Origin of the sequence: Pseudoalteromonas sp. SWYJZ12, assembly GCF_015864395.1 — a bacterium.
Lineage (GTDB): Bacteria > Pseudomonadota > Gammaproteobacteria > Enterobacterales > Alteromonadaceae > Pseudoalteromonas > Pseudoalteromonas arctica.
Map to the genome: position 1 here is coordinate 1 of NZ_JADYXH010000019.1, position 13,483 is coordinate 13,483.

Sequence of the window (13,483 nt, forward strand, 5' to 3'; positions counted from 1 at the left end):
TGGAAAGATACCAAGCGCACAGGGCGTGCATCTGTGAAAGTGTTATGGCAAGGATGGCTTAAGTTACAAGCCATCCTGGAAGGCTACGATTTAGCAAAATCTCTTGAGTCAGACTTGTGATCAAGAGACAGCTTTAAAAGCGCCTTTCTTTATGAGCTAAAATTAATTATTCAACAGTTTGTGTAGCCGTTGGTAAGTTAAGTTCAGCATTGGCTTTAAGCGCTTCAATAAATACCATGTAGTTTTTATTAGCTTGCGCCATAGTAATGCTTTGTTTTGCTTGAGGATCAATATTAGCTGCAACTTGTGCATCTGTTACCGACTTAAGCGCAACAATTGCTGCATCACCATTATTTAAATTAACAAGCTCAACTACCGCAGAATCTGCTGGGTGAGCCATTTTAAATGCTTGAGTCACAATAGCAGGTGAAACAGTGTAGCTTTGACGTGTTAACTGCGCTTCTTGACGAACCGTCAAGCTTTGCTCGTTTGCTACATCGTTTAAGCTCTTACCTGCTTGTACTTCTGCAAATAAGCTACGCGCTTTTTCTTTAGCAAGCTCAGACGATTTTTCATTAACTAAACGCGCTTTAATTTGCTCGCTTACTTCATCCAGCGCTTTAGTAGCAGCAGGTTTATGCTCGTTAATACGAACAATAATTGCATGCTCCTCACCAAGCTCAATCACTTCAGAGTTTACTTTATCTTCAAGTAAATCAACTGATGTTAGTGCTGTTACAACTGCAGGGCTGTTTAAAGGCTCTGGTAGAGCATTAAGTGCTAAAAGAGGTGTAGATTTAACTTCCACTTCAGCAACTTCTGCAGCGTCGTCTAAGCGGTCTGAAATTTCAAATGCAAGTGCGCCCATTTCTGTTTGCTTTTCGTAAAACGCATCTACTTTTTCAGCTTGTTCTAATTCAGCACGTAAGTCAGCTTTAACATCGTCATACGCTTTAACTTGTTGTGGTTGAATGTCTGTAAGTTTAATTATGTGATAACCAAACTCAGAAGCAACAACCTCAGAAATGTCACCTTTGTTTTGCAGTGCGAAAGTCGCATCTTCAAATGCAGGGTCCATTACGTCACGTTCAATCCATTCAAGGTCGCCGCCCATTTCGCCACTAACGATATCGTCAGATGATGATTGTGCTAACTCAGCAAAGTCTGCACCTTGCTCTAGTTGTGCATGAAGTGCATTGGCTTTTTCTTTTGCTGCATCATCGTCTTCACTGTTATCAATTAAGATATGTGATACGCGACGCTTTTCAGGTTCTATGTACTGCGCTTTGTTTTGCTCGTAATACGCTTTAACGTCATCCTCGGTTACCGATTCAACATTAATATCTGCTGCTTTAAGCTCAATATAACTTACTGAAATAAGCTCTGGAGATAAAAATTGTGATGCGTTTAGCTCGTAGTAATCAGACACTTCTTGCTCTGATACTTCTACGTCCGCGGCAAGCGCTTCTTTATTAATGACTAAGTAGTCAATACTACGAGTTTGCTGCTGCAGAGCAATTGCGCTTTTAAGCTCGCTCTCTAGGGCAAAGTCTGTACCTGCAACAGCAGATACTACCTGACTACGTGTCATATCTTTACGTAAGTATTCACGAAAAGCATCTGGTTGAAAGTTCATTTGACGAATTACTTGTAAGTAACGATCGTTATTAAACTTTTCACCAATTTGAAAGTACGGTAGTTCTAAAATTGTTTTACGTACACTTTCGTCGCTTACGCGAAGGCCTAAATCAGCCGCTAGCTGTGATTGCAATTCTTGTTGTACTAAGCGGTCAACTACACCTTGGCGAATTTGCGCCATGTAATTTGGATCAGCGGCAATTTGTGTGAAATATTCACCAAATTGTTGCTCTAAACGGCTACGTTCATTTTGGTAAGCACGGTTAAAATCGGTTTGACTAATTTTAATTCCATTTACTTCAGCAACGGGTTGTTCTGTGGTTTGACCTAAGTAACTACCGATCCCTGCTAAGGCAAAAGATAAAATCACCGCGCCTAAAATTATTTTGGCTACAGGTCCTTGCGAACCTTCTCTGATTTTCTCAAGCATTTGTTTATCTCTTTTTGATCAAGGTATTTTACCTTGTCACATGTAAAAAAAGCGTATCTTACCAGATACGCTTTTTCACTTGAAGTAACTGGCGGTAAAGTTACTTAATTCATCTGTTGTGGTGAATCAGTAACTTTACACTCGCCATAACTAATGTGTTTAAAACAGTGATTAGTTTACTGCGTCTTTAAGCGCTTTACCGGCTTTAAAAGCAGGAATAGTTGCAGCAGCAATTTGGATTGTTTCACCAGTTTGCGGGTTACGGCCTGAACGTGCAGCACGGTCACGTACTGAGAAAGTACCAAAACCAACAAGTGCAACTGAGTCGCCTTCTTTTAGCGCGCCAGATACAGATTCGATGAATGAATCTAGTGCACGACCTGCAGCCGCTTTAGAAATGTCAGCATCAGCTGCGATTTGATCGATTAATTGAGATTTATTCACAATATCATCCTCTTTCATTGTTATTATCAAGAGCGATGGTTTTTTAAACTAACATCACTTTTTTGAAAATTGTAGAGCAAACTTTTAATGCTCACATGATTATATTTTTCTTAAGCCTACGCCCCATAAGGGCTAGGCTTGAAAACCAGTGCTTAACTTATCATACCGTTTAGATTTGAAAAGCCCTAAAAAGCACTTTTTTTAGCTTTTTTCTTGGTTTTTAGGTGTTTCGACCGAAAAACTCTCAACAGGATGCACTAAAGCAAGCTTTAACACCTCGTCAATCCAAGTAACTGGGTGAATATCAAGACCTGCCAGCACGTTCTCTGGAATCTCTTTTAAGTCACGTTCGTTAATTTTTGGAATGATGACTGTTTTAATTCCACCACGATGCGCCGCCAATAATTTCTCTTTTAAGCCACCAATAGGAAGTACTTCACCACGTAGCGTAATTTCACCGGTCATTGCAACATCTGCTCGTACAGGGTTACCCGTTAAGCTAGATACAAGACCTGTTACCATTGCTGCGCCCGCACTAGGACCATCTTTCGGTGTTGCGCCCTCTGGTACGTGAACGTGAATATCACGTTTTTCGTAAAAGTCGCTATTAATACGAAATGTATCTGCGCGATTACGTACTACCGTCATTGCCGCTTGAATCGACTCTTGCATCACATCGCCCAGTGAACCGGTATAAGTAAGTTTACCTTTACCTGGTACAGCCGCACATTCGATTGTTAGCAAATCACCGCCAACTTCTGTCCATGCTAAACCTGTAACTTGACCAATACGGTCGCCATCTTCAGCTTTACCATAATCAAAGCGTTGCACACCTAAAAAGTCTTCTAGGTTATCTTGATTGATAGTCACTGTTTTAGTGTCTTTTTCAAGTAAGATATTTTTAACTGCTTTACGGCATAGTTTTGAAATTTCGCGCTCTAGGTTACGTACACCCGCTTCACGTGTGTAGTAACGAATAATGCCAATAATTGCACTATCTTCGATAACTATTTCAGACTCTTTTAAGCCGTTACGTTTTACTTGTTTAGTAATTAAGTGCTCTTTTGCAATGTTTAGCTTTTCATCTTCGGTGTAACCCGATAAACGAATAACTTCCATACGGTCCAATAATGGGCCAGGAATGTTAAAGCTGTTTGATGTTGCTACAAACATAACATCAGATAAATCGTAATCTACTTCAAGGTAATGATCGGCAAAGTGGCTGTTTTGCTCAGGATCAAGCACTTCTAATAGTGCTGATGCTGGGTCGCCACGCATGTCTGATGACATTTTATCGATTTCATCTAACAAAAATAATGGATTTTTAACGCCCACTTTTGTCATGTTTTGAATTAGCTTACCTGGCATTGAACCAATGTATGTACGACGATGACCACGGATCTCAGCTTCATCACGTACGCCGCCAAGCGCCATACGAACATACTTACGACCAGTTGAACGCGCTATAGATTGCCCAAGCGATGTTTTACCAACACCTGGTGGCCCAACTAAACATAAAATTGGCCCTTTAAGCTTATTAGTACGCTGTTGTACTGCGAGATACTCAATAATGCGTTCTTTTACTTTATCTAAGCCGTGGTGATCGCTATCAAGAATTTTTTGCGCGCCCGCTAAGTCTTTTTTCACTTTAGAGCGTTTTTTCCATGGCACATTAATTAATGTGTCAATGTATGAACGCACTACAGTCGCTTCTGCAGACATTGGCGACATCATCTTAAGCTTATTAAGCTCTGTCGTCGCTTTGTCTTGTGCCTCTGCTGGCATACCCGATTCTTCGATGCGTTTTTTAAGTGCTTCAAATTCATCAGGTACATCGTCAAGCTCACCCAGCTCTTTTTGAATGGCTTTCATTTGTTCATTGAGGTAATACTCGCGCTGAGACTTTTCCATCTGCTTTTTAACGCGAGTACGAATTTTCTTCTCAACTTGCAGTAAGTCTATTTCGCCTTCCATTAATGCCATTAAATATTCAAGACGTTCTGTAACGCTTGAAATTTCGAGCACTTTTTGCTTTTCAGGTACTTTAAGCGGCATATGGGCTGCCATTGTGTCGGCAAGGCGTGCTGGCTCATCAATACCTGAAACTGAAGTTAGTACTTCAGGTGGAATTTTTTTGTTTAGCTTTACATAGCCTTCAAACTGGCTAATTGCGCTACGAATAAAAATATCTTGTTCTTTATCATCTACCGAATCAGATTCAATAAATTGAGCATTAGCAACAAAAAAGTCATCGTTATCTACAAATTCTTCAATTTGTGCGCGCTGTGTACCTTCAACTAAAACTTTAACTGTACCGTCTGGTAATTTTAATAACTGAAGTACAGTGGCAATAGTACCGATACGATAAATATCATCTTGCTCTGGTTCATCTACAGTTGCATCTTTTTGTGCAACCAAGAAAATTTGTTTGTCTTTGTCCATTGCCGCTTCTAGGCATTTTATTGATTTTTCACGGCCAACAAAAAGCGGGATCACCATGTGCGGGTATACCACAACATCGCGCAGTGCAAGGACTGGGATTTCGACTCGGTCGGTTCTCTCAAGCGTCATTATAGTTTCTCTTCGCACTTCATTTATTTTAAAGATTACTCAAGTATATGGGGATAACCTAATTAAAGTTCAACAATTTTCCCATACTCGATTAAATTAATTATAAAAAAAGGAGCCTAAGGCTCCTTTTTTCATTCAAATAGCTTAAAAACTATTCTGATGCAGCTTTATCTTGTTTATTATTTTCATAAATCAAGATTGGGTCTGACTCACCTTTAATAACGGTTTCATCAATAACCACTTTGCTTACGTCATCCATTGAAGGAAGTTCGTACATAGTATCAAGTAACACACCTTCAACGATTGAACGAAGACCACGTGCACCTGTTTTACGCTCCATTGCTTTATGGGCAATTGCAGCTAAGGCATCATCGCGAAACTCAAGTTCAACGTCTTCCATACCAAACAATACTGAGAACTGTTTAGTAATCGCGTTTTTAGGTTCACTCAATATTTGCACAAGAGCAGCTTCGTCAAGTTCTGTTAACGTAGCAACTACTGGCAAACGACCTATAAACTCAGGAATTAAGCCGTATTTAACTAAATCTTCTGGTTCTACGTCTTTAAAAGTTTCACTTAAAGAACGACTCGCCGCAGATTCTTTTACGCTAACGCCAAAACCGATACCGGTATTTTTATGGCTACGTTGCTCAATTACTTTATCTAGGCCTGAAAATGCACCACCACAAATAAACAAGATTTTAGATGTATCTACTTGTAAAAACTCTTGTTGTGGATGTTTACGACCACCTTGCGGTGGAACAGAAGCAACGGTGCCTTCAATCAGTTTAAGTAGCGCCTGTTGAACGCCCTCGCCCGATACATCACGTGTAATTGACGGGTTATCTGATTTACGAGAAATTTTGTCAATTTCATCAATGTAAACAATGCCACGTTGCGCTTTTTCAACATCGTAATCGCATTTTTGTAAAAGCTTTTGAATGATGTTTTCAACATCTTCACCTACATAACCTGCTTCGGTTAATGTAGTGGCATCGGCCATAGTAAACGGCACATCAAGTAGACGCGCTAATGTTTCTGCAAGTAATGTTTTACCACTACCTGTTGGGCCGATAAGCAAAATATTACTTTTACTTAATTCAATGTCTTGCTTAGTCGATTGGTTACGTAGGCGTTTATAATGGTTATAAACGGCAACAGACAATACTTTTTTAGCATGATCTTGACCAATAACATAATCGTCTAAGTGTTTACGAATTTCTTTTGGTACAGGTAGTTTGTCAGACGTATCATGCTTAGGAGCAATGTCTTTGATCTCTTCCCTGATAATATCGTTACACAACTCTACACATTCATCACAAACGTATACTGAAGGGCCTGCAATTAATTTACGCACTTCATGTTGGCTTTTGCCACAAAAAGAGCAGTATAACAATTTATTACTTTTGTCGCCGTCTGTAGGAGTGTCAGACATTCAGCTACCTCATTTTATTACGTTGGCCACCAAAACTGTTGGCGGCTATTTCAATACGCTTTAACTATACCAAAATTTATTGGTTTTCGCATAGTAACTCAAAGTGGCAAACAGGCAATCCTGCTCGCCAAGCGCTTACTTTTTGTCGCGATTTGTAAACACAGAGTCTACCAAGCCGTAATCTACAGCTTGCGTGGCACTCATAAAGTTATCACGATCTGTGTCTTTAGAGATAATATCTAATGGTTGGCCTGTATGCTCAGCCATTAAGCGGTTAAGCTTATCTTTAATAGACAGAATTTCTTTAGCATGTATTTCAAAGTCAGATGCTTGACCTTGGAAACCACCTAATGGTTGGTGAATCATCACACGTGAGTTTGGTAGGCAAAAACGCTTACCTTTAGCGCCAGCAGTAAGTAAAAAAGCACCCATGCTTGCAGCTTGACCTACACATATTGTACTTACATCTGGTTTGATGAAGTTCATTGTGTCGTAAATAGCCATACCCGCAGTTACTGAACCACCTGGTGAGTTGATGTATAAAAAGATATCTTTATCAGGATTTTCTGATTCTAAAAATAGCATTTGCGCTAAAATCAGATTTGCCATGTTGTCTTCAACTTGACCTGTTAAAAAGATAATACGCTCTTTTAATAATCTCGAATAAATATCATACGAGCGCTCGCCTTTCGGTGTTTGTTCAACAACCATTGGGACCAATGCATTTAGGGGATCTGTAATACCAGTATTCATACTTATTTAATTCCTTATGCGCTTATACTTATCCTTATTATAAGGAAGCATAGTTATCGTTTTTCGCAAATTTAGAGCCAAAAACTAAAATGGCCCGGGCACGCTGTATAAACAGAGTAGCACGAGCCATTTAATCGTTAGCGAGAGCTTAAGTCAATGACTTATTAAGCACCTTGCTGTGGATTCATGATGTCATCAAATGCTTTTTCAACATCAGTAACAACTGCTTTAGCTAAAATAGCTTCAACAGCTTGCTCTTCCATTGCTACATTACGCATTTGCTGCATAAGTTGATCATTACCTTTGTAGTATTCTACTACTTCAGTTGGATCTTCGTATGCAGAAGCTACCGTTGCGATTAATGCTTCAACTTTAGCGTCATCAACTTTAATCTCGTTAGCTTTAATCACTTCACCTAATAAAAGGCCAGTTTTAACACGTGTTACAGCTTGCTCGTGGAACAATTCAGCTGGAAGCTCTGGCATGTTTTGAGCGTCGCCGCCAAAACGTTGAGCTGCTTGCTGACGTAGAGCATCAACTTCTTGATCAACAAGTGCTTTAGGCACTTCGATTTCGTTGTTAGCTAAAAGACCTTTGATTGCTTGGTCTTTAACGCTTGCTTTAACCGCTTGGTCTAGCTCACGTGTCATGTTCTTTTTAACTTCTTCTTTAAGCGCGTCTACGCCGCCTTCGGTAACACCGAATTTAGTTGCAAACTCTTCGCTTAATTCTGGTAATTCTTGCGCTTCAACTTTTTTCACTGTGATAGTGAATTGAGCCGCTTTACCTTTTAAGTTTTCAGCGTGGTAATCATCAGGGAAAGTTACATCAGCAACTACTTCTTCGCCTGCTTTTTTACCTACGATGTTATCTTCAAAACCTGGGATCATACGACCTTGGCCAAGTTCTAATGGGAAGTCTTCAGCTTTGCCGCCTTCAAATACTTCACCGTCGATAGTACCTACGAAATCAACTGTTACACGGTCGTTTTCGCCAGCAGCTGCATCAACATCAGCCCAAGCTGCGTGTTGCTTACGAAGTGTTTCTAGCATGTTAGCTAAATCTTCGTCAGTCACTGTTACCGCTGGTTTCTCAACAGTAATTTTATCTAAACCTTGAACTTCAACTTCAGGGTAAACTTCAAACGTTGCTGAGAATTCTAAATCTTTACCTGCTTCAAGTGATTTAGGTGCGAATGTAGGCGCGCCAGCTGGATTGATTTTTTCAGAAACGATTGCTTCAATGTAATTACGTTGCATTACTTCGCCAGCAACTTCTTGACGAACTGCAGGGCCAAAACGCTTGTTAATTACAGATACTGGAACTTTACCAGCACGGAAACCATCTATACGCTGTGTTTTTGACAGTTGTTGTAGGCGTTTTTTTACTTCGGTCTCAACGTTCTCTGAAGGAACGGTGATAGTTATACGGCGCTCAAGGCCTTGGGTCGTCTCAACAGAAACTTGCATGATTTACCTCAATATTCAATTTTGGCGACTGTTCGCCTTCCTTTACAAACAAAGTGATCTGCATGAGTCTTGATAAAGTTTAAGCGGTTTTTCACACTTAAAAGCATCCGTCGCTACCATGAGATACCATTGCTGCTTTGCCCTTCGGGCACTATGTTAAACAATAGACGCGGCATTATAACCTAATATTTATGATAGTCGAGTATAGGGGGCAATTATTTGGACTAGATAAGGGACTATAGAGACTAACTGAATAAAAAACAGGCTAACTAGGCATTGAATGGATTAAAGTAGAAATTATTTAATAGAATTATAGGCTAACAGATTTAGATTTATAACTTAGAGGAATTTACTTATTATTCTTATTAGATAAGAAAATGGTCGGCGATGCAGGATTTGAACCTGCGACCCCTTGGACCCAAACCAAGTGCGCTACCAAACTGCGCTAATCGCCGACATTGAAGAGTTAACTTCTTTTTTCATACTGAACACTTAAACTGAGAGTTTAAGACCATTTTAAGAAAATGGTCGGCGATGCAGGATTTGAACCTGCGACCCCTTGGACCCAAACCAAGTGCGCTACCAAACTGCGCTAATCGCCGAAACTTATTATTGTTAGCGAGTGACCTCGTTGACAACGGGGTGCATAATAGTGATTTGACGGGGTTAGGTCAAACGTTTTTTTAATAAAACCAATCAAGTGCTCATTTTTAGTGCACAATGGTTAAATATTACAATAGTAGGCTGAAATTTAAACTATTTAATAACTCAAATGTTATATACATTAAAAGCAACTTGGCGCTGCTATGCTTTTCTGCGAAAATAGTAGGCACATTATAAAACGAGTTAAATAAAGAGTATGTTTTCTTTATTAGCATTTTTACCCCTATTTTATTATGCATTCGTTTTTAGAGTATCGGTATCTAGTTAATTAACCCCAATTAAAGGTCACCCATGACGGCAAACATCATTGATGGTAAGGCAATCGCAAAACAAGTACGTAGCGCTGTAGCAGAACGCGTAAGTGAACGTGTAGCAAATGGTTTACGTGCACCAGGACTTGCAGTAGTACTTGTAGGACTTGATCCAGCAAGCCAAGTTTATGTTGGTTCAAAACGTAAAGCCTGTGAAGAAGTAGGTTTTATCTCCAAATCATTTGATTTACCAGCAGACACGCAAGAGCAAACTCTTTTAGATTTAATTGACGAGCTAAATAATGATGCCGAAGTTGATGGAATTTTAGTGCAGTTACCACTGCCAAAAGGTCTTGATGCTGAAAAGATTTTAGAACGCATTACCCCACATAAAGATGTTGATGGATTTCATCCATATAACATTGGTCGATTAGCACAGCGTATGCCTGCCCTTCGTCCATGTACCCCTAAAGGTATTATTACATTACTTGATTCAACGGGTGTACGTTATAAAGGGATGCATGCAGTTGTCGTTGGCGCGTCAAATATTGTTGGTCGTCCAATGTCGCTAGAGCTTTTATTAGCGGGTTGTACTACCACAGTATGCCATAAGTTTACTCAAGACTTAGAAACGCATGTTCGCCGCGCTGACTTATTAGTTGTGGCTGTAGGTAAACCTGAATTTATACCTGGAGATTGGATAAAAGAAGGCGCTATAGTCATCGATGTAGGCATTAACCGTTTAGACACGGGTAAATTAGTTGGTGATGTTCAATACAGTGTGGCTGAACAAAAAGCGCATTTTATTACACCTGTACCAGGTGGCGTTGGCCCGATGACGGTCGCGAGCTTAATTGAAAACACACTTGAAGCGTGTGAGAAATATCACAGCTAAGCTGTTAAAAAACAAAAAAAGGGTTGCCATTTGGCAACCCTTTTTTTGTTTAACGTGTATTACTTTAAACGCTTACGCTTTACGCCACGTTGTTTTACCGGCTGAATCTTCAAGTATTACACCTAACGCATTAAGCGCATCACGTGCTTCATCAGCAGCAGCCCAGTTTTTACTCGTACGTGCTTCATTACGTTTTACAATTAATGCTTCAATTGTCGCAACTTCGTCGTCATCTTGCCCGCCTTGTAAAAAAGCTTCTGGTGCTTGTTGAGCAACCCCTAAAACGTTACCAATACTGCGTAATATAAACGCAAGTTGCCCAGCTTGAACTGCGTCACTTTCTTTTACGCGGTTTAATTCTTTAGCAAGTTCGAACAACACAGGTAGTGCTTCTGGTGTATTAAAGTCGTCATTCATTGCTTTTCTAAATTTAGCAACAAACTCATTACCTTCTAAATCGCACTCTACCGGTTCGACATCACGAAGCGCTGTATAAATGCGCTCAAGTGATGAACGCGCTTGGTCTAAATTTTCTTGTGAATAATTAAGTTGGCTGCGGTAATGACCTGAAATTAAAAAGTAACGAACAGATTCAGGATCGTATGCTTTTAAAACTTCACGCACTGTAAAGAAGTTATCTAACGACTTAGACATTTTTTCTTTGTTTACTTGAACCATGCCAGTATGTATCCATGTATTTACATACTTGCCGTTGTTTGCACAGCACGATTGGGCAATTTCGTTTTCATGATGTGGGAACTGTAAATCAGACCCCCCACCGTGAATATCAAAATGCTCACCTAAGTGCTTTGAGCTCATTGCCGAACATTCAATATGCCAACCCGGACGCCCTTCACCCCAAGGTGATGACCATGATGGTTCACCTGCTTTTGCTTTTTTCCATAACACAAAATCAAGTGGATCGTCTTTATCTTGCGCCACTTCAACGCGAGAACCTGATTGCAGCATAGTTAAATCTTGCTGAGAAAGTGCACCGTATTGCTCAAACGTTGATACATCAAACAAAACATCGCCGTCGGCTGCAACATAGGCATGGCCTTTTTCAATCAAGCGCTTAACCATAACGATAATTTCATCCATATGGCTTGTAACTGTTGGCTCAATATCTGGGCGTAGCATATTTAGGCTATCAAAATCTTCATGCATCGCTTTAGTCATGCGCACAGTTAAGTCGTTTATTGACTCACCATTTTCGTTCGCACGTTTAATTATTTTATCGTCGATATCTGTAATGTTACGTACATATTTTAAATCGTAACCAATATGGCGTAAGTAGCGCACAATTACGTCAAAACCTACAAAAGTACGAGCGTGTCCAATATGGCAGTAATCATAAATGGTGATACCACACACATACATGTCGATTTTTCCTTCGACCATAGGTTTAAATTGCTCTTTTTGTCGCGTGAGTGTGTTGTATATATTTACCATTTACTTTGAGTCCTTGACTATTTACTTGAACAGTTATGTTACCACTTGAAAAGCCCCTGCTCTAGCGCTTTATAACAAACCAAACATCTACTTTGTTAATCTTAGCCAACTACGATAAAATAGCGCCAATATTTAAACCGGATATAGGAAAACACATGGTTGTTCTACACACTAATTTTGGTGATATCACCATTAAAATGTTTGAGCAAGAAGCTCCAAACACAGTTAAAAACTTTTTAGAGTATGCAAATGCTGATTTTTTCAACGGCACTATCTTTCATCGTGTAATCGATGGTTTTATGGTTCAAGGCGGTGGTTTTGTTCCAGGTATGGAACAAAAAGAAGTAAACGACCCAATTCAGAATGAAGCTAATAATGGCCTGTCTAATAAAGTAGGCACTTTAGCTATGGCACGTACACCTGATCCTCATTCAGCTACAGCACAGTTTTTCATTAACGTGAACAACAACGACTTTTTAAACCACAGCAGCGAAACATCGCAAGGTTGGGGTTATTGTGTTTTTGCTGAAGTAGTAGAAGGCATGGACGTAGTAAATAAGATTAAAGCAGTTGCAACAGGTAGTACTGGTTTTCACCAAGACGTACCTCTTGAAGATGTGATTATCGAAAGCGTTACTGTTAACTAGTAACGTTTACTCATATTATGTGAGTATATAAGCGGGTGTATACTATTAGTATATGCCCGTTTTTTTAAAACTAGAATAGACTGACCTATGACTCGCCAAACTTACTTTATTGCAGATTTACACCTAAGCGAAAACCGCCCCGACATTAGCGCTGCATTTTTTGACTTTTTAAAAACACATATATTAAATAAAGATGTAGATGCACTTTATATTTTGGGTGATTTTTTTGAAGTATGGGTTGGAGATGACTACATTACTGCACTGAGTGCCGATGTAGCAAAACATTTAAACGCCGTTAATGATGGTGGCACACCTGTTTATTTTATACATGGCAATCGTGATTTCATTATGCGCAAGCAATATGCCGACATGGCCGCAATGACATTACTCGATGAACAAACAGTCATTGATTTATATGGCACGCCTACCGTTATTTTACATGGCGACGAAATGTGCACTCAAGACACTGAATATCAAAACTTTCGTAAAAAGAGCCGTGGTTGGTGGTGGCCAAAGTTGATGCTTGCAATGCCGCTTTGGTATCGTAAAAAAATAGCGCGTAATGCCCGCGAAAAAAGTAAGTTAAGCCAAGCTGATAAACCTATCGAAATTTTAGACGTTGTCGATGAGGCTGTACTTGCCACCTTTGCCAAACATAACGTTACAAATATGATTCATGGTCATACTCACCGCCCTAATGTTCATACGTATAAAGTTAATGAACAAACACTTACTCGCACAGTGCTAGGTGACTGGTATACCCAAGGCTCTTATTTAGTCGTTACCCCTCAATCACAAGAATTAATTAGCACGCCTTTCGCATAATTTAAAATTC

Annotated in this window: 10 protein-coding genes and 2 tRNA genes; 3 read left to right on the forward strand and 9 right to left on the reverse strand. The window is 39.7% G+C overall.

All coding sequences use genetic code 11. The features are described from left to right. Positions 1 to 166: 166 nt before the first annotated feature. From I6F42_RS16335 to I6F42_RS16370, 8 genes are all read right to left on the reverse strand, one after another. Entirely contained in the window at positions 167 to 2,068 is a 1,902-nt protein-coding gene (locus tag I6F42_RS16335) for a SurA N-terminal domain-containing protein (RefSeq protein WP_197116710.1), read from the reverse strand. A 171-nt stretch (positions 2,069 to 2,239) separates the two neighbouring features. Further along, complete coding sequence (locus tag I6F42_RS16340; RefSeq protein WP_157823336.1) at positions 2,240 to 2,530, reverse strand: HU family DNA-binding protein; 291 nt, start codon at positions 2,528 to 2,530, stop codon at positions 2,240 to 2,242. Between the two features lie 183 nt (positions 2,531 to 2,713). Then, positions 2,714 to 5,083: an endopeptidase La gene (lon, locus tag I6F42_RS16345; RefSeq protein WP_197152826.1), complete on the reverse strand. Its 2,370-nt coding sequence runs from the start codon at positions 5,081 to 5,083 to the stop codon at positions 2,714 to 2,716. A 151-nt stretch (positions 5,084 to 5,234) separates the two neighbouring features. Continuing rightward, a complete protein-coding gene (clpX, locus tag I6F42_RS16350; RefSeq protein WP_002958344.1) occupies positions 5,235 to 6,518 on the reverse strand; it encodes an ATP-dependent protease ATP-binding subunit ClpX in 1,284 nt (427 codons plus the stop codon). Positions 6,519 to 6,653: 135 nt separating this feature from the next. Beyond that, positions 6,654 to 7,271 carry an ATP-dependent Clp endopeptidase proteolytic subunit ClpP gene (gene clpP, locus I6F42_RS16355; RefSeq protein ID WP_007580937.1) on the reverse strand — a complete coding sequence of 206 codons (618 nt, stop codon included), beginning with the start codon at positions 7,269 to 7,271 and terminating at the stop codon, positions 6,654 to 6,656. Positions 7,272 to 7,435: 164 nt separating this feature from the next. Next, on the reverse strand, positions 7,436 to 8,740 hold the full coding sequence (gene tig / locus I6F42_RS16360) for a trigger factor (protein ID WP_007580935.1): 1,305 nt from the start codon (positions 8,738 to 8,740) through the stop codon (positions 7,436 to 7,438). A 378-nt stretch (positions 8,741 to 9,118) separates the two neighbouring features. After that, positions 9,119 to 9,195, reverse strand: a tRNA-Pro gene (locus I6F42_RS16365). A gap of 70 nt (positions 9,196 to 9,265) precedes the next feature. Beyond that, positions 9,266 to 9,342, reverse strand: a tRNA-Pro gene (locus I6F42_RS16370). Between the two features lie 352 nt (positions 9,343 to 9,694). Here I6F42_RS16370 and folD point away from each other — a divergent pair. Further along, on the forward strand, positions 9,695 to 10,549 hold the full coding sequence (gene folD / locus I6F42_RS16375; protein WP_002958348.1) for a bifunctional methylenetetrahydrofolate dehydrogenase/methenyltetrahydrofolate cyclohydrolase FolD: 855 nt from the start codon (positions 9,695 to 9,697) through the stop codon (positions 10,547 to 10,549). 72 nt (positions 10,550 to 10,621) lie between these two features. On the opposite strand, the gene cysS is transcribed toward folD, so the two are convergent. Then, positions 10,622 to 12,001 carry a cysteine--tRNA ligase gene (gene cysS, locus I6F42_RS16380; RefSeq protein WP_024592761.1) on the reverse strand — a complete coding sequence of 460 codons (1,380 nt, stop codon included), beginning with the start codon at positions 11,999 to 12,001 and terminating at the stop codon, positions 10,622 to 10,624. A gap of 155 nt (positions 12,002 to 12,156) precedes the next feature. Between cysS and I6F42_RS16385 the strand changes: the two genes are divergently transcribed. Both I6F42_RS16385 and I6F42_RS16390 read left to right on the forward strand, forming a co-directional pair. After that, a complete protein-coding gene (locus I6F42_RS16385; protein WP_007580931.1) occupies positions 12,157 to 12,648 on the forward strand; it encodes a peptidylprolyl isomerase in 492 nt (163 codons plus the stop codon). 87 nt (positions 12,649 to 12,735) lie between these two features. Further along, on the forward strand, positions 12,736 to 13,473 hold the full coding sequence (locus tag I6F42_RS16390; protein WP_197152828.1) for a UDP-2,3-diacylglucosamine diphosphatase: 738 nt from the start codon (positions 12,736 to 12,738) through the stop codon (positions 13,471 to 13,473). Positions 13,474 to 13,483: the final 10 nt, after the last annotated feature.

Excerpts from the sequence above, each read along its gene's own strand:
- I6F42_RS16335 (WP_197116710.1), bottom strand. The coding sequence starts at position 2,068 with ATGCTTGAGAAAATCAGAGAAGGTTCGCAAGGACCTGTAGCCAAAATA.
- lon (WP_197152826.1), bottom strand. The coding sequence starts at position 5,083 with ATGACGCTTGAGAGAACCGACCGAGTCGAAATCCCAGTCCTTGCACTG.
- clpX (WP_002958344.1), bottom strand. The coding sequence starts at position 6,518 with ATGTCTGACACTCCTACAGACGGCGACAAAAGTAATAAATTGTTATAC.
- cysS (WP_024592761.1), bottom strand. The coding sequence starts at position 12,001 with ATGGTAAATATATACAACACACTCACGCGACAAAAAGAGCAATTTAAA.
- clpP (WP_007580937.1), bottom strand. The coding sequence starts at position 7,271 with ATGAATACTGGTATTACAGATCCCCTAAATGCATTGGTCCCAATGGTT.
- I6F42_RS16390 (WP_197152828.1), top strand. The coding sequence starts at position 12,736 with ATGACTCGCCAAACTTACTTTATTGCAGATTTACACCTAAGCGAAAAC.
- I6F42_RS16340 (WP_157823336.1), bottom strand. The coding sequence starts at position 2,530 with ATGAAAGAGGATGATATTGTGAATAAATCTCAATTAATCGATCAAATC.
- folD (WP_002958348.1), top strand. The coding sequence starts at position 9,695 with ATGACGGCAAACATCATTGATGGTAAGGCAATCGCAAAACAAGTACGT.
- I6F42_RS16385 (WP_007580931.1), top strand. The coding sequence starts at position 12,157 with ATGGTTGTTCTACACACTAATTTTGGTGATATCACCATTAAAATGTTT.
- tig (WP_007580935.1), bottom strand. The coding sequence starts at position 8,740 with ATGCAAGTTTCTGTTGAGACGACCCAAGGCCTTGAGCGCCGTATAACT.